Here is an 18422-nt window from a genome sequence, read left to right as displayed (position 1 = left end):
GGGGGGGGGGTGGGCGCGCCCGGGCAACGCCGATCCCCACCACAGAATGCCTGCCGCAAGCCCGAACGGTGGGTATCGCTCCGCTCAACGCGCCCTACAGCGATGCGGAGCATCGCTTTACTATATTAAGCTTTCAGTAGAATCAATTTGTGGCTTATCGACGAACATCAATTCCAGCATTTGTTTATGGTCATCTTGAGTTATTTCGTTGATTCTTGGCAGCGTAACTCGTTTATAGAAGTTCCAAACGTCCGCATCGCTCCAGATCCAGTTGACTTGCGGGTTGTTGACGATTGCGTCTAGCAACTTGGTGACTTCTGGAAGGGAAAAATACGAGTAATCTTCGAGTTTTGAAATTGTGGAGTGTGTGGTTGCGAAGGATCCGCTCTTTCGCAACTTTTCGATCAGTTCTTCTTTGTTTTTATCAAAAGAAAAAGCGGTGCCATCAAAATGAACTTTTAGGAACTTTGATATTGATCTGTATACATGCAAATTAGATTTCTTTGCTTCTTTCCATTTCTCCGCCAGAAACGGATGAGGTGCTTGGAGGTCAAGCTTGGAGAAGTAGTCTCCATCTTCGCTGATTATGTGAATATCTTCACCATCGGGCACCTTGGAAAGAAGGAGCTGCCAGTTGACGGCATCTCCAAGACTGCCATTCTTGCCGGGTGGGTTGCCCAGCTGAACGGATTTTTTAGCAGCAGAATAGGCGTCGTCGGATATATTTATTACTGCTGCGTTCTTGATGATTGAGCTAATCAGCAAGTCTGCCGGTAAACTGGATGCTGCGATATCTGCTTGGACCTTTTCCAAGACAGCCTTCTTCAACTGTTTCATCGTTGTGGAGGTGTTTTTCAAAGAGCTGAACTCTGCGTATCCTTTTAAGAATGCTGGTAGCTGAATTGAGGATATGCTGTCTTCAAATCTTTTGAGAGCATCTGCGATTTTGGCTTCTCTATTGCGAAGGAACTCATTCACAACCTGTTCCGTTAAGTATACCGTCGCGGCACCATGCTCGTGCGAAGCAAACACGTTGTTTAGTGAATCTAGATCTTCTTGCGAATAGTGAAAAAAAGTGAGAAATATGTTTGTATCAACAAATACGTGAACGGTCATTTTAGACCTCTTGATTCATGTTCAGTGTAAACTAATGACTTACTCCTCCACATAAATCTCTCCGCCCTTGTCCATGAATTCCTTGCTCTTTTCGGCCATGCCGGCGCGAGCGGCGGCGGCTTGTTCTTCGAGGTCGGCGCGTTCGTCCTCTGACGGGCTGGCGGCTTCGGGCGTATACGGTCCGTGGTCGTAGCTGACAATGCGGGCGATGCGCCAGGTGTCGCCGTCCTGGTGCCAGATGTGGAGGAAGCGTCCGATGCCGTGGGGCTCGGTGGCGCCGACATTGGTGAAGGTGTGGACGCCGGTTTCAATCGCGCCATAGCCGGGCACCGGCCAGACTTCCAGCGTGCCGGGCAAGAGCTGGCGGGTGAAATTGTTGCAGACATTGTTTTTCACCGCCTCGACAATGCTTGTCCGGCCACGTGAGAGGCCCGCATTGTCGTGGTAGAATTCAAGGTCTTCCTCGACATACTCGCCGACCGTGTCGCCGTCACACGTGTTGAACGCCGCGAACATGGCGGCGTCCTTTTCGGCGATCAGGGCCGTCAGGGCAGGGTCTTCCGTTTCCTGCGCGAAGGCAGGCGCCGCGCACAGGATGATGGCCGCAAGCGCGGCGGACAAACGAAACTGTTTTATGGTCTGGCTCAATCAATCGCCTCACGCTTTTCGCCGCTTTCCGAGAGATAAATTTCCCCGCCTTTATCCATAAACTCGCGGCTCTTTTCTTCCATCCCTTTGCGCGCTTCCGCCGCCTGCTTCTCCAGGTCCAGGCGTTCGTTCTCGCTCATGCCCGCTGCGTACTCCCGCACTTCGGCGGTGATCTTCATGCTGCAGAATTTCGGGCCGCACATGGAGCAGAAATGGGCGACCTTGTGGGCTTCCTTGGGAAGCGTCTGGTCGTGGAAGTCGCGGGCGGTTTCGGGGTCCAGCGACAGGTTGAACTGGTCTTCCCAGCGGAACTCGAACCGGGCGCGTGAGAGGGCGTCGTCGCGGACCTGCGCGGCGGGGTGGCCCTTGGCGAGGTCTGCCGCGTGGGCGGCGAGGCGGTAGGTGACGACGCCGACCTTCACATCGTCCCGGTCCGGCAGGCCCAGATGCTCCTTGGGCGTCACATAGCAGAGCATGGCGGTGCCATACCAGCCGATCATCGCCGCGCCGATGCCGGAGGTGATGTGGTCATAGCCGGGCGCAATATCCGTGGTGAGCGGCCCGAGGGTGTAGAAGGGCGCCTCGCCGCATTCGCGCAGTTGCTTCTCCATGTTCACCTTGATCTTGTGCATCGGCACATGGCCGGGCCCTTCGATCATCACCTGACAGCCCTTGGCCCAGGCGATCTTTGTCAGTTCGCCGAGCGTTTCCAGCTCCGCAAACTGCGCCGCATCGTTCGCATCCGCAATCGCGCCGGGGCGCAGGCCGTCGCCGAGGCTGAACGAGACGTCATACTTGCGCATGATGTCGCAGATCTCTTCGAAATGCGTGTAGAGGAAGCTTTCCGTGTGGTGGGCCAGCATCCATTTCGCCATGATCGAGCCACCGCGGCTGACAATGCCGCAGACGCGGTCTGCCGTCAGGTGGATATAGGCGAGGCGCACGCCGGCATGGATGGTGAAATAGTCGACGCCCTGTTCTGCCTGTTCGATCAGCGTGTCGCGGAAGACTTCCCAGGTGAGATCCTCAGCGACGCCGTTCACTTTCTCCAGCGCCTGATAGATCGGCACCGTGCCGATCGGAACCGGGCTGTTGCGGATGATCCATTCGCGCGTGTTGTGGATGTTGCGGCCGGTGGACAGGTCCATGACGTTGTCGGCGCCCCAGCGGATCGCCCACACCATCTTGTCGACTTCTTCCTCCACAGAGGAGGCCACAGCGGAGTTGCCGATATTGGCATTGATCTTCACAAGGAAGTTCCGGCCGATGATCTGCGGCTCCAACTCGGCATGGTTGATGTTGGACGGGATGATGGCGCGTCCGGCGGCGATCTCGTCGCGCACGAATTCCGGCGTGATGAATTCCGGGATGTGCGCGCCGAAGCTCTCGCCTTGTTCGATGCGTGTCGCGGCGCCTTCGACAGCTTTCTGGCGGCCAAGGTTTTCGCGGGTCGCGACATAGACCATCTCTTTCGTGATGATGCCGGCCCTGGCGAATTCATATTGCGTGACAGGCTTGCCCGGCAGGCCGCGCAGGGGGCGGTGCTTTACCGGGAATTCGCGGGCGAGATATTTGCCTTCCGCGCCGCCATTGTCTTCGGGCTTCACATCGCGGCCTTCATATTCCTCAACGCCGCCGCGCTCCAGGATCCATTCGCGACGGGTGCGGGCGAGGCCCTGCTCCACGTCGATCGTGACGGAGGGGTCTGTATAGGGGCCGGACGTGTCATAGACGGGCACGGCGGGCTCGTTCGCGGAAGGGTGCAGGTCAATCTCGCGGTGCGGAACGGCGAGGTCCGGCAAGGGGTGAGAGTAGACCTTGCGGCTGGCGGGCAGGGGGCCGGTCGTGACCTTCGGGGTTTCGAACTGGCTTTGGTCGGCGGGCTTGTTCATGGCGCATCCTCGCGAGCGTTGAGGTCTGCACCCATGGAGCAAGGAGGGAATCGGGGCCGTAGCGGGCCCATGCCGTCGTTCCGTCCCTACGCCGGCGCAAACCGGATCAGGTTCAAAGGGTGCTGGAGCGGGTCAGCTCCATCTCAGCGCTTCCAGACGCGCCCCTCGGATGCCCCACCTCTAGCGTGAAACAGGCCGGGTGGGAAGGGATAGTGCCAGAGAGGCGCTAATCGGCGTCGTCCAGTCTCTTGACGGCCTTGTTCCACTCATCGGCCTGGTCCCGCCAGTTACTGTAGATGCGGATATGGTCAGGCGGCATGTGCATCAGTGCATCAATGTGGGGGCGGGCTTTTTTGGCGAGGGGGCGGGCAATGGCGTCAAGTTCGGCTTTGGCATCTTCCATCTCGCTTTCGTTGACGCTCCCTTTGACCGGGTTGAGCCAGTACCAAGCATATACAGCCGAATAGGCGTTTTCGTCATAATGGTGGCTCCACTTGGTCAGGCGTTCGACTTCCTGCCCGTAGAGGCGGGCAAGATAGTAATCGAGTTCCATCCTGTGGGCGGGGCAGGCGGCATGGAGCGAATTGAGGCGGTTCTCGATCCAGCCATAGGCCGGGTGTGCGTATTGTCCCTTGATGGTGCGATCCCAGAAGTTTGCTTCTTCCTGCAGGCGGAAGTCCGCATGATCGGCATAGGGGCAGGTCTGGTAGACCGTGCCTGACATGATCGGGTGAAGCTGGCCTGCCTGGGCCAGCCGAATGATCTGGGGCAGGGCGTATTGCAACAGCGATGTGGTTGCGGCGTTGTAGCCGAAATAGTTCTGCTGGCTGCCGTCGGCCTGTTTCAGCACGCTGGGCTTTTGTTTGGTGTTCCAGGCATAATCATTCTGCTGGATCGCGGTCAGCGCCAGCGTGATATAGCGCTCCAGCTGTTCCGGTGTGGTGGCCGTGGCCATCACGGCGCTCACCAGCGTGGAGGCGATGGCCTGCGCATCTGGCCGATCAGGACAGGTTTCAATGGCCCATTCTGCCAGCTCCACAATGGGGGCGAGGTCTTTTTGTGTGCCCTGGCGGATGGCGGTTTCCATATCGTAGAGGGTCTGTTCCGCATCTGCCGGGCAGGTGGCGGGCAACGGGGCGGCCTCTGCTGCGAAGGGCGCGGCTAGAAGAAAAAGCGGAATGAGAAGTCTGCGCATGAGAGAGGCACCTGTCAGGCAATTCGGGGACACGCCTATCTTGCATATTCAGACTATCAAGAAATCCCCCTTGGGGGGTATGCAGGTACTCTCGGAACAGGACGCCCGCCGCCGCATTGCATTCTTGTAGATTTGCAACAAAGGAGCGGCGCCATGACTGACCGGAAAACAGTGATCGTGACAGGGGCAGGATCTGGAATAGGGGAGGCAACGGCCAAAAGGTTTGCCCGGGATGGATTCAATGTCGTCCTCAATGGCCGCACACAGGAAAAGCTGGACGAGGTGGCGCGCGATATTGGCGGCGACCATGTGAGCGTGATTGCAGGCGATGTGTCCAATCCGGAAGATGTCGACGCGCTGGTCACTGGAACGGTCACGACGTTTGGCGGTATCGACGTGCTGGTCAACAATGCCGGCATTGCGCGCACCGGAGCGCCGGGCAAGCTGTCGCGGGAAGACTTCCAGTCCATGCAGGACATTAATGTCGGCGGCATCTTCAATACGGTGACCGCCGCGCTGCCCTATCTGGAAGACCGCAGCGGCAGCATCGTCAATGTATCTTCCGTGTCCGGACTGGGTGGGGATTGGGGCATGTTCGGGTATAATACGTCAAAGGGCGGGGTTAGCCTGATGACGCAGGGCATGGCGCTGGACCTGGCGAAGAAGGGCGTGCGTGTGAATGCGGTTGCGCCCAGCCTGACGCGCACGGATATGGCGGGCGGTATTTTCGAGAATGATGAGAAGATGGAAGAATTCATGAAGCGCATTCCCATGCGCCGCCCGGGCGAGCCGGAGGATGTGGCGGATGTGATCGCCTTTCTGGCCAGTCCCGATGCCCGCTTTGTCACCGGTGTGATTCTGCCTGTGGATGGCGGCTTGTCCGCCTCGAATGGCCAGCCTCAATAGTCCTGAGGATGCTCTTGCACCTTCTGGGCTTGGACGAGGATGGAAAATGAGGGAAAATGCGCCCGGATTTATCAGGGAGCCTGAAGCATGACACTATTCTACCGCGCCCTGCAGGGCCTTTCGATGCTTGCCATGGCAGGTATGGTGACGGCCTGCGCACAGCATGTTCCGGCCATTTCTGAGAGTGAGCCGGTGTTGGAACTGGTGCGGGAGGATATCGAGCTGCGCTCAGATGAGCTGTATGCAGATTATTTTCCTGCCATGACGATTGAGCCGGCCCCGGCCATTCTATTGCTTGGCGGCTCAGAGGGCGGGCTTGGCGAGGGCGCGCGGCGCGATGCCATGGCTCTGCGCGATGAAGGCTATCATGTGCTTCAGGTCTCATATTATCGCGGACCGGGCCAGAATGAGAATCTGGAAATGGTTCCGCTGGAGACGTTTGACCGTGCGCTCGACTGGCTGAAGCAGCGCGAGGAAGTTCGGGCTGACAAGATCGGTATTTATGGCACGTCCAAAGGTGCAGAGGCCGCGCTGATTGTTGCCTCCCGTCATCCGGAAATCGAGGCAATTGTCGCTGTGGTTCCGTCCAGCGTATCCTGGCAGGGGATCAACTGGGCCTTTGACGGACGCCCGCCGGAATCGTCCTGGTCTCTGGGCGGGGCACCCTATCCGGCGCTGCCCTACGGGGAATGGGATGCTGAGCTTGGCCTTTATTCCCTGTATGCAAACGGGCTGGCCGCCAGGGACGATCATCCGGAGGCGGTGATTGCCGTAGAAAAGACTGACGCGCCGATGCTGTTGATTTGCGGCTTTATGGATACGCTGTGGCCGTCCTGCGAGATGTCTCAGCAGATCAAGGCGCGTGCGAATGAAGCTGGCAATAAGGATGTGAGCATCCTGATGTATGCCAAGGCGGGCCATTTTGCCGGAGGTATGCCGGGTGACGCGCCCGACGTCGATGAGGCATCAGAATATGGCGGCACAACTCAGGCCAATTACGACTCTCAGGTAAAAAGTTGGCCGCGCATTCTCGATTTCCTGGATGAGGCATTATAAGGCGCTGCCTTGATTAACAGGTGATACAGTTCCGTTAACCTTCTGGCGACGGGATTGGGCCATGCAAGGGGTAACCGAAACACCAGGACGGGAGCCCCGCCCATGGCCTTCGACGCCACACTTGCCACGACGGACAGATCTGCAGCCAAGCCGACCAAATGGCGGCGCTTCAAGGTGGACCTCTGGCTGACAGATCTCAACACTGCCGAAATCGGCATTCTGAAGCACACCCAGCATGAGGCCAAATCCGACCAGTTCACCAAGGATATGGAGATCATTGGTCAGATAAAGGATGACGGGGAGCGCACAGGCTTGATCGGCTATCGCAAGGAATTGTGGAAAGATGAGAAGGGGATGAAGCGCCGGTTGGTGATCAAGCTGTTCTCTGATTCCATGAATTGGCGCGGGTCTCTGGACATGTTGATGGGGCGGTCATTGCAACTGAGCGTTGGCGCCAAGGGCGTGCCGGTCTGCGCCTATTCGGTGAACATTGCGCGCCATGACCAATTGGTTCAGCTGGAACGCTCTGCACAGAAATGGCCTTTATTCCCGGAGAAATTCTCCTTCTTCATTGAGACATCCAAAGGCCCGCGTTTCTATCGCTTGCGCCGCAAAGTGTTTGCCATCGGCGCAGACTATATTCTTTATGATGACCGTGGACGGAAGATTGGCGTGCTGGATCATCGCATCATCAATCTGGGCGGATCATGGAACGTAAAACTGGCGGCGGATCATTCCTATGCCAAGCTGGAAACGGTATTGCAGCTGTTCTGCACCATGCTGCGTTATAACCGCGAGGCGAGGGGCCATGTGTCCCGGCAATTGGAACAGGTCTTGAGAGGCCGCGCCAAGCGTCAGCTGGATACGCATGAGCGCGACCTTTACATGAACCCCCGCCGCGCCCGTTAGGCTAGCGGGGGAATGGGCCTCACCCTTCGTAATTGTTGTTCAGCATCTGGAACACTTCCGCATGCTGGCCGTTTGCCTCAGCTGCACGCAGCATTTTGGCTCTCTGGATAATGACTTCGTCCGGCGTGTTCTCAATTTGGAAACTCTCCATGGTTTCGGCGATGAAGTCTTCCAGTGGCATATAGCTTTCGCGTGTCGACTGGCCGGGCGTGAGGGAGGTGCGCACGCCCGGCGGGGCGAGTTCGATAACTTCTACATTCGTATCCTGCAACTGGTAGCGTAGCGATTGCGTCCAGGCATGGATCGCAGCCTTGGACGCGCTATAGGCGGGCGTGTGGGCGAGCGGAACGAAGGCGAGGCCGGATGTGACGTTGACCAGCCGTGCCACAGGCTGAGCGCGCAAATGCGGCAGCAAGGCAGCTGTCAGGCGCATCGGGCCAAGGACATTGGTCGCCATCGTGTCTTCCGCCACGGTGAGGTCTACCGGATCGGTCAGCCAGTCTTCCTTCGCCATCATGCCCGCATTGTTGAACAGCACGTTGAGGGACGGGAAATCCTCAATCAGTGCTTTTGCAAAGCGACTGATGTCTGCAGCGTCCTGCACATCCAGCGTGCGGGCATGCATGCCGTCGCGGCCGTCAATGGTTTCCTCAAGGCTGGAGGCCGTGCGCCCTGCGACGATGACCGTATTGCCAAGGGCGTGGAATTCCCGCGCGAGTTCACGGCCAATTCCGGAGCCGCCGCCGGTGATGAGATATGTGTTTCCGCTGGTCTTCATGGGAGCTTTCCTTTGCTGCTTGCCCATCAGATGGCAGTATGCTTTCTAAAATAAAGAAGGCACCAAAAAGAATTATACTAACCAAAAAGAGAGTATGGAGCTTTATGGCGATTACCAGCTTCAAGGTGGAAGATATTTCTCAAGCAGAAGACTATCTGGACCGCGCGCCGCCAGAGGATACCGATCCCGTAATTGAAGCTCTGGTAACCGAAATTATTGGCCGTGTGGCCGACAAGTGGACCATGTTGGTCCTGGAAGCCTTGCATGAGCATGGTGTCATGCGATTTTCCGAGATCGGTCGGGAAATAGACGGGATCAGCCAGAAAATGCTGACTCAGACATTACGCTTCATGGAACGGGACGGGCTGGTGACCCGCACCGTCTATCCGGTCGCCCCACCCAAGGTTGAGTACGCTCTCACAGCCTTGGGAGAGAGTCTTGGCCGCGCCTTTTGTGGCGTATGGATATGGGCTGAGCGCCACCGGGATGAGATTGAAGCTTCACGCCAGGCCTTTGATGCCCGCAAAGCGGAATAATCCTCAGGCGGCAGGCTTTTTCAATTCGATCCACAGCTGGTCTGATTGGGCGAGCAGGGTGCCGTCCTTGTCGAACAGGGCCGTGATGGCGCCATGCTTGCGGCCATCATGGTAGAGGCCCCAGCCGGCCACGATCAACGTGTCGCCAGCTTTTGGTCGCGAATGAATCTGGCAGACGATCCGGGCCAGCACCATCGGGTTCTCCTGAAAGCCGACGGCAAACGCACCTGGGCAGTCGAGCGCGCCCCAGATGATTTCCGGGCGGACGAGGCCGTTTTCATCGGCGAGGTCGGCGGCGGGTGTCCAAACGTCCGTGACGCCGTCAAAGCCTTCGGCATGACCGGTAAAGAGGCAGAGGCCATCTTCGGTGCGGTCTGGCCCGCAGACAAAGCAATCGGGAAAGGCGTGAGTGTCACGTGACGGGAAGCTCTTGTGGCCCTTGCCGGCGATGGCAAAGGAGGGCGCAGATGGCGGCGGACCCAGCGGGTCTGCCGGATGGACTGTCATGACGAGTTGGTCCCCATGACGGATTTCGAAACTGCCATCGTCCAGCGCGATCACGTCCAGTGGAGTATCCAGCGGCGGCGGGGCGCGCAGGAAAACTTCGGCCGGACCATCTATCAGGCTGGCGGCAAGGCCGGATGAGATCCCGCCATTGCCACTTCCGGGCGGACCGTTGAAGCGTGAGGAAATGGTCAGATGGCGTTGTGTCTTCTGCATAGGACTCTCCAGTTGCCGACGTATGCGCCATAGCCGGGCGGTGGCGTCAATGCGACCGGAGGTCTGCCCGCGATGCCCCGGATGCAGCTTAGGAGAGCAAGCCCAGTTCGCGTTGTGCCTTCTTGCTGAGGCCCGCCCCAACAAGGCGGTAGGATTCGGCGAGATAATCTTTCAGATCCTTGTCGGAGAGCGTCTCATCCGAAAAGCGCTGGATCCACTTCATGCCGCGGGAGGCAAGGTATGGCGCGCCCTGGCAACCGGGCTGTTCCTTCAGGATGTGAAAGCTGATCGGGCGGACCTTGAAGGTGCAGGCGGCAAGCTGTTTGCCGTTCGGCGTTCCGATGGCGAAGACCTTGCCGCCAATCTTCCACACATGGGACTCCCCCCATTGCACGACATGCGTGGCATGGGGAAGGGAGCCACAATAGGTATTGTATTCCTTCAATGTCATGCCTGGAGGGCCTGTTGGCTGCCGCTGTCCCAGCCGACCAGAATTTCTGATCCGGTATCAATCACCGGGCGCTTGATAAGTGTTGGGTTAGCGATCAGTACACTTTTGGCATCCGGGCCGAGCGCAGCTGATTTCTCGTCCTCTGACAGATTGCGCCATGTGGTGGAGCGCTTGTTGACCAGCTTCTCGGCACCAACTGACTTAAGCCAGGCGGGAACGAGCCGCTGAAGATCAGCCTCTTCGCGTATATCCACGAAAGCGGTTTCCCGGTCTGCCGCATCCAGCGCGTTCAGCGCTTTCTTGCAAGTGTCGCAATTTTTCAGGCCATAAAGTGTGAGCGGTCCAGCAGACATACGGCGTGTCCTTTTCGTGTTGTCAGATCTTAAAAGCTAGATAGCCCCCATCATGATAGCAACCAGGCCAGAGGAAATCGTGATCAGACCGAACCCTTTCAGATGCTCTTCATCGGGTATCATGCTGCTTCTGGGGAACAGTAACCCCGACAATGGGCCCCATGTTGAGGCCGGTCTCATTGCGTCCCAGATGCGGCGCGTAGAGCTTTGACACATAGCCATCCAGATAAAGTGCGTTTGGCGTGCCGAGCTGATCCCGGAACAGGGTGGCGAAGCTGTGGAAGTTTACCGAGCCGTCGCTGATTGCGAAGTACACGGTCTTGCCATCGGCGCTGACGCCGACACCGTTGCGGCGCTTGCGGCTGGGACCGTCTTCATTGAAGCGGGGGTGCAGCGCGCCATCAATGACCAGCATCGGGCCGGACTGGGTGGCGAAGCGTGCCGGCGGCGCGAGCGTCTGATAGGCGAGGCTTTCCGTGACGCGTGGCTGGCCCTCCTCATCGATCCAGAAAACGCCATTTGGCAGCATGCCGAAATTGCCCGGGCCCTCACGCGTGACCAGAGGTGCAGTCTGCTTGCCGTCCTCGACATATAGACCGACAGGGCGGCGGTCTTCATGATACATCCCGCCATTCATCGCGAAGATGAGTGTCTGGCCGGACCCAGCAAGCTGAGAGGCCAGCGTGTCGAACTGGCCGAACAGGTCTCCCTCTGGATTGGTGTGCCACAGGCGGATGTCGCTGCCCGCATCAAAGCTGCAGACCGTATAAGGCTGATCTAGGTGGGTGACAGCCGCGCACGGCTCGGTCATCTGTGCGCGGGCACAGGCAGGGGTGATGGTTAGTAGAAGCAAGAAGCAGATACACCGAATATGCATCGTGCCGAATCTAGCGCTTCCTGGGTTGCCGGGCCAGCCGGGTAATGAGGTAAAAAATCAATGTTTGTCGATGAGCGCGCCAATGAGGTTTGAGTAATCATCGGTCCAAGGGCGCTTGTCATCAGCCTCTATTGGCTTCCACCGTTCATCTGCCAGGAAAGGGCCCAGGGCAGCTTCCGATTTAGCGAAGACCATGGCTTTCGTAAGGTTCGCATAGGCAGCGGCTTCACTTTCGCTTGGGCTATAGGATTGCCACATCATGACGGCGTTTTCTGCGGCACCGACACGGGCCAGAACCGGCACAAGGTCTACATATCGATTGGAGATATGGAAAACCATGACGCCGTTATCTGACAGGCGCGACAAGTAAAGTTGCATGGCTTCACGTGTGAGAAGGTGAACGGGGATGGCATCTGATGAGAAAGCGTCCAGCAGTAGAAGATCATATCCCTGTGGGGGAGCGCTGGTCAATGTAATACGGGCATCACCCAAATGGATGTCCGCATCCGGCGTACATGTGGACAGGTATGTGAAATAGTCCGGGTTCGTTGCAATATCGACAACAAGGGGATCGATTTCATAATAGGTGAACTGTTGAGACGGCTGGGCATGGCATGCAACGCTTCCGGCCCCCAGCCCCACTACGCCGATATGTGTTGCGCGTTGTGACATCAGATGAAATGCCTGACCAATCGGACCGGCTTCGTGATAATAGGTGATGGGAGTTGGGCGGTCGACTTCGTCTTTCAACTGAGCCCCATGCACGGTGCTGCCATGGCGCAGATACATTATCGGCCTGTCTGTATTTTCCATGTAAGTGCTGACTACGCCGAAGAAGCCACGCTTTGTAATGTTGGCAGACTGGCTCTGCCTGAATGTTGTGAACCCGGCTGCGGCAAGGATGGCGATAACAATCAGGGCGAGTATGGGGGCGGATTTCCGATTGAAAAGCGACCCATGCCTGGTTTGGGAAAATCTGGGAGTGAGGAGAAGGGCAAGCCCGAGAAGCAGCGGGTATTCATAAATATCGTTGAAAATTACCGGTGCGACGAGGGCAACGAAAGCTGCACCAAGTACTCCGCCCAGAGACATGAATAGATAAAATTCCGTCAGTCCACTTACTTCTGGTCTGCGCGCAACCAGGGTGCCGTGCAGGCACAAAGCGGCCATGAACAGCGCCCCAACATGAAGTGCGATACCGACCAATGCCACGATGGGGGTATGGATTGGCAGGTTAAGCGACAGAAGCGCGGCAGCTATGACAAGGAGCAGATATTTCTCCGCCGCCTTAGGGTTGATCAATGGCTTGCGGGCAAAAACGATAATGAAGGTTGAGATATATGCGATAAGGGGAGGTGCCCACAGGAAGGGGGCGGACGCAATATCCGTGGATATATGCGACGTGGCGCCAAGCAGAAGGCCGGAAGGAACGGCCGATAGGACCAGCCAATAAGCCTTTTCTCGCCAGCTGACTTTTTTCGGCAGGGATGCTTCCTGCGAAGCCGGAGCAAGGTCTGCTTTTTCTTGGAAAATCACCATAAGGCCGCACGCGATTAGGAGAAAAGCGACCATGCCATACCCGCCGCTCCACAGCAGGGTCTGGGTACCGAGAGTGGTAAAGGGTTCCATCACAATGGGGTAGACGAGAAGGCCAAGCAGGGAGCCTGCATTCGACGCAGAATACAGATGGTAGGGGTCACGCGCGTCAGGCTGACCAGACTTGGAATACCAGTATTGAGTGAGAGGTGCCGTCGCTGAAAGGATAGCGAATGGGGGCGCGATTGAGACCAGGAATGTCGCCGTCAACCAGAGGATCGGATGCTCTGAATCCGGCGAGCCGAACATGCCGGATATCGACAGGGGAAGGGCGAGTGCGGCGAGACAGAGCAGGACGCCATGAATGATGACCTGAAGGCGTATGGACCTGAGATGAGCGAGCAGGTGGGCATATGCATAGCCCCCGAGAAGTGCCGCCTGGAAGCACACAAGCGATACATTCCACACCGATGGCGCACCGCCTAGCAGAGGTGTTGCCATCTTGGCGTACATGGGCTGGACCAGAAAAATCAGGGCAGCGGAAAAGAAGACCGTTATGGTCCACGGTAGAGCATCTGCCCAACTTTTTTGAAAGTGCTGGGGGCGGACTTTTCCGGCGCCTTGTATAGTATCCATGTGCCCCATCCTGCTTCGTTCGCGCAACGAGCCGAATAGTGACAGGTCATCCTTAAGCAGGTGTCAGCAGATTGAGGGAATGTGCTGACGTGGGGAAGCGCTTTGTTAACCCACAACGCCCTGTGGCCTAGAGCCTTCAAGCCTGTCATGAAAAGCCGTTTTGTGCTGCCGGATCAGCATTTATTCCGTTCCTGCGGAGAGAGCTTCGCGGCGTTTTTCGGCAGCGGATTTCTTGACGCTTTCAGAGCGCAATTGTCCGCAGGCGGCCAGGATGTCCCGGCCGCGGGGTGTGCGGATGGGGGAGGCATAGCCCGCCCGGTTCAGCACTTCGGCGAAGGATTCAATCGTTGCCCAGTCGGAGCATTCATACGGACTGCCCGGCCATGGATTGAACGGGATCAGATTGATCTTGGACGGCACACCTTTCAGCAGGCGGACAAGATCTCGCGCTTCAGCGAGGGAGTCATTGATGCCCTTCAGCATCACGTACTCGAACGTCACGCGCTTTGAATTGCCAAGATCCGGATAGGCGCGGATTGCCTCGAACAGCATTTGCAGATCGTATTTGCGATTGATCGGCACGATCTCGTTGCGCAGATCATCATTGGTCGCGTGCAGCGAGATGGCGAGCGCGGCATTGGTGCGGTGCCCGAGTTCGGGAATCTTCGGGGCGACGCCCGCAGTGGAGACCGTGATCCGTCGGCGGCCGATGGCTATGCCGTCTCCGTCGGAAATCGTGTCGATCGCCTCGGCCACATTGTCCAGATTGTAGAGCGGCTCGCCCATGCCCATGAAGACGATGTTTGTCAGCTTGCGGTTCTCGGTCGAGGTTGGCCATTCGCCAAGGCCGTCACGCGCGATCAGAACCTGCGCGACGATTTCCTGTGCCGTCAGATTGCGGACGAGCTTTTGCGTGCCGGTATGGCAGAAGGTGCAGTTCAGCGTGCAGCCCACCTGGCTAGACACGCACAGTGCGCCAGCCTTGCCGACATCGGGAATGAAAACGCTTTCGCCTTCAATGCCGGGGCCAAAACGGGTCAACCATTTCTGTGTGCCATCGCGGCTTACCTGATGGTCGGCAATTTCCGGGCGGGTGAGGATGAAAGTCTCCTCCAGACGGGCCCGTAATTCCTTGGCGACATCCGTCATGCCGGAGAAATCCTGCACACCGAAATGGTGAATCCAGCGGCGCAGCTGCTTGGCGCGCATACCGGCTTTCTTGGGCTCAAGGCCGAGTGCCTCCATTTCCGCTTTCAGGGCAGGGAGGGACATTCCGGCAAGAGAGCGGGCCTGCGCAGGCGTCGCATCAGCGCGCCGGGAAAGATCAAGTTCGATTTTCATATTGCCGCGCCTATAACATGTAGAAGGCTTTCAAGGAATTACCGTCTGCAGGCATGGGTTACGGTGAGTTAATCCGGCTGCCTTTCTTTTGCCATTGCTGGAACGGAAATAACGGCTGCGCGTTATTATCGCGCGCCCAATACTGGGCTGTCCTTTGTCAAAGGAGCTGATGACATGAAACGCCTTTCCTATGCGCTGCTTGCGCTTCCTCTTATTGCCCTTCCGGCCTGTGAAACCGGCCCGAGCCAACGCGTCATGACCGGAGCAGGTGTCGGCGCTATCCTTGGCGCGGGTGCTGGCACGCTGGCAGGTGGCGATGACAAACGCAACGCGGCCATTGGTGCCGCTGTAGGCGCCATTGCAGGTGCAGGCGTTGGCAAATACATGGATGAGCAAGAGCGTCGTCTTCGCCAGCAAACCGCCGGTACGGGTATTGGCGTTGAGCGTCAGGGTGACCAGATCGCGCTGACAATGCCGTCAAACATCACTTTCTCTGTAGATAGCGCGACGATTCAGCCGAACTTCTACGGCCCGCTGAACGAAGTGGCCCAGACGCTGGTCGACTACCCGTCTACTGCTGTTGATATTGTTGGCCATGCAAGCGCTGACGGCCCCGATGACTACAATATGCAGCTGTCACAGCGCCGGGCGGAATCCGTGCGCACCTATTTGGTGAACCAAGGCGTTACGCCTGTGCGTTTGGCAGCTGTCGGGATGGGCGAGACCCAGCCGATCGCAGACAACTCCACTGCCGCAGGCCGCGCAGCCAACCGCCGCGTGGAGATCATCCTGACGCCTGTCACAGACGGCGGCAATAACTACTAGGCTGTAATGGCTGCCCGCACCTGCTCGACCGGGTCGGCATAACGTTTGTTCATGGCGGTGAGGAGTTTCTCCCCCGCTGTGGATGGATGGCCTGTTCCTACAGGCGGTGCGGGATCATATTCCAGGGCAAGCTGTACAGATTCAGCTGTGGCCTGACCTGAGACGTCCTTGAAAATTTGGAACGCGATATCGATACCGGCGGTAACCCCACCGCCGGTATATGTTTGTCCGTCCCTGACGCAGCGCGCCTGAACAGGTGTCGCCCCGACCAGGGGCAGCAAGTGGTGATAGGCCCAATGCGTCGTCGCCTGCTTGCCTTGTAGCAGGCCTGCCGCGCCGAGCAGGAATGCGCCGGTACAGACAGAGGTAACGTATTCCGCCTTTGTGCCGGCATCCCGCACATAGGTCAGCGTTTCCTCATCTTGGATGGCAGGCACCACGCCAAAGCCGCCGGGCACGACGAGCATATCCAGGGCGGTGGCATCCGCAAATATGCCTGTGGGAACCAAGGACAGGCCGCAATCACTCGGCACGGGTTCGGCTGTTTTTGCCAAGATATGCGTCTCAGCATCCGGCATGCGGCTCAGTACTTGAAGCGGACCGGTAAAGTCCAGTTGAGTGACATTCGGAAACAGGACAAAACCGATCTTCATAGTGACCTCGTGAAGAGTTTAACGGCACATGGCGGCGGCCTTGTCGATCGCCGCTGCGGACCCGCTGAGAGAGAAATGATAGGCGACTTGTGTATTGCGCGCGGATACGGCCTCTACCCGCAGTTCTGACCCCTTGCGCAGCGCAGAAACGATGCGGGAATCGTCTGAATCATCGGCAAAGGCTTCGCGGCCGACGCCGAACATTGCCCAGGTGGAGCGGCCAACGCTGGCCTTGGGGGCGAGATCCTCGCGCAGCTCATAGCCCACTTTGAGGCTCGGCTGGTTGCGGGCGCGGCCGGATTTCCAATTGGTCACATAGAACCAGACTTCGCCATGATCCGCCGCGCGCGGGGCTTTGTCTGTTGCCGGGGTGGCGGCGTAGCAGATGGTTTCGCCATTGGTGGTATCGGTGAAGACAGACCAGTCCTTGTAGCGGCCAATCGCCGTCGGGCTGGCAGAGGCCAGAGGTGCAGCAAGGGCAGCTGTTACAGCAAGACCAATCAGCGTTTTGCGGCTTATCTTCGGCATGTGCATGTCCATTACGTTCCCTTAGTCCGGAGCTTTCCCGAATGATAGTTGGAACAGAGTTAAGGCCAAACTACGACAGGCAGCTTATACACCTGTTCACAATGGGTTTATGTGTTCAAGGTTGCCTTCGCGGGCAGGCCACCTGATACTGTTTGAGAGGTAATTTAAGGGACCTTTTGTGAACGATAGTGCAACAGGTACCATCTCTCCGGCTGTCAGGGAGTATCATGCAGACTGCATGGCGCGGATTGCTGGCAGCAAGTGCCGGGAGTCGTTCTCCGAGCTGTTCAATTTCTATGCCCCGCGCCTGAAGAGCTACATGCTGCGGCTTGGGGCCAATGATATTGAGGCAGAAGACCTAGCGCAGGATGTGATGGTGACAGTCTGGCGCAAGGCCGAACAGTATGATCGCAACCTGGCCTCTGTCTCTACCTGGATCTTCCGTGTGGCGCGCAACCGCCGGATTGACCGGCTGAGGCGCGTAACCCGGCCGGAGCTGGACGCCGAAGAGCCGCTGCTGCGCCCGCCGGAGATTGAGAAACCGGAAGACACGATCAACCGCGTGCAGATCGAACAGACTGTCCGGGAGGAACTGGCAAAGCTGCCGCCAGATCAATTGCAACTGCTGCAGGCTGCCTTTTATGATGGCCTGTCGCATTCCGAAATTGCCGAAGCCTACAATTTGCCACTTGGTACGGTAAAATCACGCATACGGCGCGCCTTCGACAGGCTGCGCGGTGTGCTGGATGAGGATACTGCCGATGCATAGACTGACAAGACGAGGAAGGATCTGATGCCGACATCCCCCGCATCTGCTTTCGGTGAGCTCTATTCTGCCTACGCGGCAGGACGGCTAGACCCGGCTTTCGCGTTGATGCTGGAAACGCAGAGTATGCTGCGGCCCCAGGTGCGGCAGGCCATGGCTGTTGGCGAGACAGTGTCCGGCCTGATGCTGGAGCGTGATCAGCCTGCCGCCATGTCAGCCAATTCCGGGGCGCGGGCCTTGGCCATGATTGATGAAATGGAAGCTGCAGCAAGTGCGCCTGACGCTGCATTGCGGTTGCCCGAGGAGCCGGAGCTATCCGAACTGCCGGAGCCGCTGCGGGAGCCTGCATTGATGGCCTATGGTGACATGGGATGGCAAAACCTGGCCTCTGGGATAAGGCGGCTTGGCCTGGATGTGGGCAGCGCGCTGGAGGTGGAACTCTACCGTATTCAACCCGGCGCCAGAGTGCCAAGGCACACGCACGGTGGGCAGGAATTCACATTGGTTGTATCCGGAGGGTTTACCGACGAGACCGGCTCTTACGGCCCCGGAGATATGGCGATCAACGGCCCTGAAGATACTCACCAGCCGGTAGGGGATGCTGATGGCATCTGCTATGCGTTGGCCGTGCGGGATTCAGGCCTGCGGTTTACGGGTGTGATGGGGCTCGTGCAAAGGCTGCTAGGGAAGTAGTCGGCTC

Annotated in this window: 20 protein-coding genes and 1 riboswitch; of the genes, 7 read left to right on the top strand and 13 right to left on the bottom strand. The window is 57.9% G+C overall.

Translation table 11 applies throughout. The annotated features are described in order from the left end of the window. Positions 1 to 120 precede the first annotated feature (120 nt). The 4 genes from HY2_RS07935 to HY2_RS07920 all read right to left on the bottom strand — a co-directional run bounded on the left by HY2_RS07935 (position 121) and on the right by HY2_RS07920 (position 4851). A complete protein-coding gene (locus HY2_RS07935) occupies positions 121 to 1116 on the bottom strand; it encodes a PIN domain-containing protein (protein WP_034826421.1) in 996 nt (331 codons plus the stop codon). A gap of 39 nt (positions 1117 to 1155) precedes the next feature. Further along, the gene (locus HY2_RS07930) at positions 1156 to 1764 is read right to left on the bottom strand and encodes a nuclear transport factor 2 family protein (RefSeq protein WP_051594843.1); all 609 of its coding nucleotides are present in this window, start codon (positions 1762 to 1764) and stop codon (positions 1156 to 1158) included. Further along, the gene (gene thiC, locus HY2_RS07925; protein ID WP_034826419.1) at positions 1761 to 3656 is read right to left on the bottom strand and encodes a phosphomethylpyrimidine synthase ThiC; all 1896 of its coding nucleotides are present in this window, start codon (positions 3654 to 3656) and stop codon (positions 1761 to 1763) included. The genes HY2_RS07930 and thiC overlap by 4 nt, the downstream gene beginning before the upstream one ends. A 66-nt stretch (positions 3657 to 3722) precedes the next feature. Next, positions 3723 to 3832, bottom strand: a riboswitch (TPP riboswitch). Positions 3833 to 3882: 50 nt separating this feature from the next. Then, complete coding sequence (locus HY2_RS07920; RefSeq protein ID WP_034826417.1) at positions 3883 to 4851, bottom strand: hypothetical protein; 969 nt, start codon at positions 4849 to 4851, stop codon at positions 3883 to 3885. 153 nt (positions 4852 to 5004) lie between these two features. Between HY2_RS07920 and budC the strand changes: the two genes are divergently transcribed. The 3 genes from budC (at position 5005) to HY2_RS07905 (ending at position 7722) form a co-directional block, all read left to right on the top strand. Beyond that, positions 5005 to 5757, top strand: a complete 753-nt coding sequence (gene budC, locus HY2_RS07915) for a meso-2,3-butanediol dehydrogenase (RefSeq protein WP_034826416.1) — start codon at positions 5005 to 5007, stop codon at positions 5755 to 5757. 87 nt (positions 5758 to 5844) lie between these two features. Then, positions 5845 to 6813 carry an acyl-CoA thioester hydrolase/BAAT C-terminal domain-containing protein gene (locus HY2_RS07910; protein ID WP_034826414.1) on the top strand — a complete coding sequence of 323 codons (969 nt, stop codon included), beginning with the start codon at positions 5845 to 5847 and terminating at the stop codon, positions 6811 to 6813. Between the two features lie 102 nt (positions 6814 to 6915). Further along, positions 6916 to 7722, top strand: a complete 807-nt coding sequence (locus tag HY2_RS07905) for a hypothetical protein (RefSeq protein WP_051594842.1) — start codon at positions 6916 to 6918, stop codon at positions 7720 to 7722. A gap of 19 nt (positions 7723 to 7741) precedes the next feature. Here HY2_RS07905 and HY2_RS07900 read toward each other — a convergent pair whose 3' ends face one another. Then, positions 7742 to 8500: an SDR family oxidoreductase gene (locus HY2_RS07900; RefSeq protein WP_034826413.1), complete on the bottom strand. Its 759-nt coding sequence runs from the start codon at positions 8498 to 8500 to the stop codon at positions 7742 to 7744. A 104-nt stretch (positions 8501 to 8604) separates the two neighbouring features. Between HY2_RS07900 and HY2_RS07895 the strand changes: the two genes are divergently transcribed. Then, complete coding sequence (locus tag HY2_RS07895) at positions 8605 to 9036, top strand: winged helix-turn-helix transcriptional regulator (protein ID WP_034826411.1); 432 nt, start codon at positions 8605 to 8607, stop codon at positions 9034 to 9036. A gap of 3 nt (positions 9037 to 9039) precedes the next feature. On the opposite strand, the gene HY2_RS07890 is transcribed toward HY2_RS07895, so the two are convergent. From HY2_RS07890 to rlmN, 6 genes are all read right to left on the bottom strand, one after another. After that, entirely contained in the window at positions 9040 to 9756 is a 717-nt protein-coding gene (locus HY2_RS07890; protein ID WP_034826410.1) for a hypothetical protein, read from the bottom strand. An 88-nt stretch (positions 9757 to 9844) separates the two neighbouring features. Continuing rightward, positions 9845 to 10207, bottom strand: coding sequence for an MmcQ/YjbR family DNA-binding protein (locus HY2_RS07885; RefSeq protein ID WP_034826409.1), 363 nt, complete (start codon positions 10205 to 10207; stop codon positions 9845 to 9847). Then, positions 10204 to 10560: an ArsC/Spx/MgsR family protein gene (locus HY2_RS07880; protein ID WP_034826408.1), complete on the bottom strand. Its 357-nt coding sequence runs from the start codon at positions 10558 to 10560 to the stop codon at positions 10204 to 10206. The genes HY2_RS07885 and HY2_RS07880 overlap by 4 nt, the downstream gene beginning before the upstream one ends. A 109-nt stretch (positions 10561 to 10669) precedes the next feature. Beyond that, positions 10670 to 11371, bottom strand: coding sequence for a phosphodiester glycosidase family protein (locus HY2_RS07875; protein ID WP_206741011.1), 702 nt, complete (start codon positions 11369 to 11371; stop codon positions 10670 to 10672). Positions 11372 to 11494: 123 nt separating this feature from the next. Further along, positions 11495 to 13474, bottom strand: a complete 1980-nt coding sequence (locus HY2_RS07870; protein ID WP_146617180.1) for a spermidine synthase — start codon at positions 13472 to 13474, stop codon at positions 11495 to 11497. A 315-nt stretch (positions 13475 to 13789) separates the two neighbouring features. Further along, positions 13790 to 14950, bottom strand: a complete 1161-nt coding sequence (rlmN, locus tag HY2_RS07865) for a dual-specificity RNA methyltransferase RlmN (protein ID WP_034826406.1) — start codon at positions 14948 to 14950, stop codon at positions 13790 to 13792. A 174-nt stretch (positions 14951 to 15124) separates the two neighbouring features. Here rlmN and HY2_RS07860 point away from each other — a divergent pair, with 174 nt between their 5' ends. Beyond that, on the top strand, positions 15125 to 15775 hold the full coding sequence (locus tag HY2_RS07860) for a YiaD family glycine zipper/OmpA-like lipoprotein (protein ID WP_034826404.1): 651 nt from the start codon (positions 15125 to 15127) through the stop codon (positions 15773 to 15775). Here the strand turns inward: HY2_RS07860 and HY2_RS07855 are convergent. Together HY2_RS07855 and HY2_RS07850 are read right to left on the bottom strand one after the other, a co-directional pair. Further along, on the bottom strand, positions 15772 to 16428 hold the full coding sequence (locus HY2_RS07855) for a DJ-1/PfpI family protein (protein ID WP_034826402.1): 657 nt from the start codon (positions 16426 to 16428) through the stop codon (positions 15772 to 15774). The two genes, HY2_RS07860 and HY2_RS07855, sit on opposite strands and share 4 nt — an antisense overlap. Before the next feature lie 18 nt (positions 16429 to 16446). Beyond that, positions 16447 to 16956: an invasion associated locus B family protein gene (locus HY2_RS07850; RefSeq protein ID WP_233346199.1), complete on the bottom strand. Its 510-nt coding sequence runs from the start codon at positions 16954 to 16956 to the stop codon at positions 16447 to 16449. 238 nt (positions 16957 to 17194) lie between these two features. On the opposite strand from HY2_RS07850, the gene HY2_RS07845 reads away from it, so the two are divergent. Continuing rightward, entirely contained in the window at positions 17195 to 17725 is a 531-nt protein-coding gene (locus HY2_RS07845) for a sigma-70 family RNA polymerase sigma factor (RefSeq protein WP_034826400.1), read from the top strand. A gap of 24 nt (positions 17726 to 17749) precedes the next feature. Continuing rightward, a complete protein-coding gene (locus HY2_RS16775) occupies positions 17750 to 18415 on the top strand; it encodes a ChrR family anti-sigma-E factor (protein ID WP_051594840.1) in 666 nt (221 codons plus the stop codon). The last annotated feature ends 7 nt before the right edge of the window (positions 18416 to 18422 follow it).

The organism is Hyphomonas pacifica (assembly GCF_000682675.1).
In the GTDB taxonomy this organism is placed as follows: Bacteria; Pseudomonadota; Alphaproteobacteria; order Caulobacterales; family Hyphomonadaceae; genus Hyphomonas; species Hyphomonas pacifica.
Note: the sequence above shows the minus strand (reverse complement) of the source record. Positions and strands in the feature narration are given on the sequence as shown.

What these genes read in the sequence shown, in the direction of transcription:
- HY2_RS07935 (WP_034826421.1), bottom strand. Translation starts at nt 1,116, where the DNA reads ATGACCGTTCACGTATTTGTTGATACAAACATATTTCTCACTTTTTTT.
- thiC (WP_034826419.1), bottom strand. Translation starts at nt 3,656, where the DNA reads ATGAACAAGCCCGCCGACCAAAGCCAGTTCGAAACCCCGAAGGTCACG.
- HY2_RS07920 (WP_034826417.1), bottom strand. Translation starts at nt 4,851, where the DNA reads ATGCGCAGACTTCTCATTCCGCTTTTTCTTCTAGCCGCGCCCTTCGCA.
- budC (WP_034826416.1), top strand. Translation starts at nt 5,005, where the DNA reads ATGACTGACCGGAAAACAGTGATCGTGACAGGGGCAGGATCTGGAATA.
- HY2_RS07910 (WP_034826414.1), top strand. Translation starts at nt 5,845, where the DNA reads ATGACACTATTCTACCGCGCCCTGCAGGGCCTTTCGATGCTTGCCATG.
- HY2_RS07905 (WP_051594842.1), top strand. Translation starts at nt 6,916, where the DNA reads ATGGCCTTCGACGCCACACTTGCCACGACGGACAGATCTGCAGCCAAG.
- HY2_RS07900 (WP_034826413.1), bottom strand. Translation starts at nt 8,500, where the DNA reads ATGAAGACCAGCGGAAACACATATCTCATCACCGGCGGCGGCTCCGGA.
- HY2_RS07895 (WP_034826411.1), top strand. Translation starts at nt 8,605, where the DNA reads ATGGCGATTACCAGCTTCAAGGTGGAAGATATTTCTCAAGCAGAAGAC.
- HY2_RS07890 (WP_034826410.1), bottom strand. Translation starts at nt 9,756, where the DNA reads ATGCAGAAGACACAACGCCATCTGACCATTTCCTCACGCTTCAACGGT.
- HY2_RS07885 (WP_034826409.1), bottom strand. Translation starts at nt 10,207, where the DNA reads ATGACATTGAAGGAATACAATACCTATTGTGGCTCCCTTCCCCATGCC.
- HY2_RS07880 (WP_034826408.1), bottom strand. Translation starts at nt 10,560, where the DNA reads ATGTCTGCTGGACCGCTCACACTTTATGGCCTGAAAAATTGCGACACT.
- HY2_RS07875 (WP_206741011.1), bottom strand. Translation starts at nt 11,371, where the DNA reads ATGACCGAGCCGTGCGCGGCTGTCACCCACCTAGATCAGCCTTATACG.
- HY2_RS07870 (WP_146617180.1), bottom strand. Translation starts at nt 13,474, where the DNA reads ATGGCAACACCTCTGCTAGGCGGTGCGCCATCGGTGTGGAATGTATCG.
- rlmN (WP_034826406.1), bottom strand. Translation starts at nt 14,950, where the DNA reads ATGAAAATCGAACTTGATCTTTCCCGGCGCGCTGATGCGACGCCTGCG.
- HY2_RS07860 (WP_034826404.1), top strand. Translation starts at nt 15,125, where the DNA reads ATGAAACGCCTTTCCTATGCGCTGCTTGCGCTTCCTCTTATTGCCCTT.
- HY2_RS07855 (WP_034826402.1), bottom strand. Translation starts at nt 16,428, where the DNA reads ATGAAGATCGGTTTTGTCCTGTTTCCGAATGTCACTCAACTGGACTTT.
- HY2_RS07850 (WP_233346199.1), bottom strand. Translation starts at nt 16,956, where the DNA reads ATGCCGAAGATAAGCCGCAAAACGCTGATTGGTCTTGCTGTAACAGCT.
- HY2_RS07845 (WP_034826400.1), top strand. Translation starts at nt 17,195, where the DNA reads ATGGCGCGGATTGCTGGCAGCAAGTGCCGGGAGTCGTTCTCCGAGCTG.
- HY2_RS16775 (WP_051594840.1), top strand. Translation starts at nt 17,750, where the DNA reads ATGCCGACATCCCCCGCATCTGCTTTCGGTGAGCTCTATTCTGCCTAC.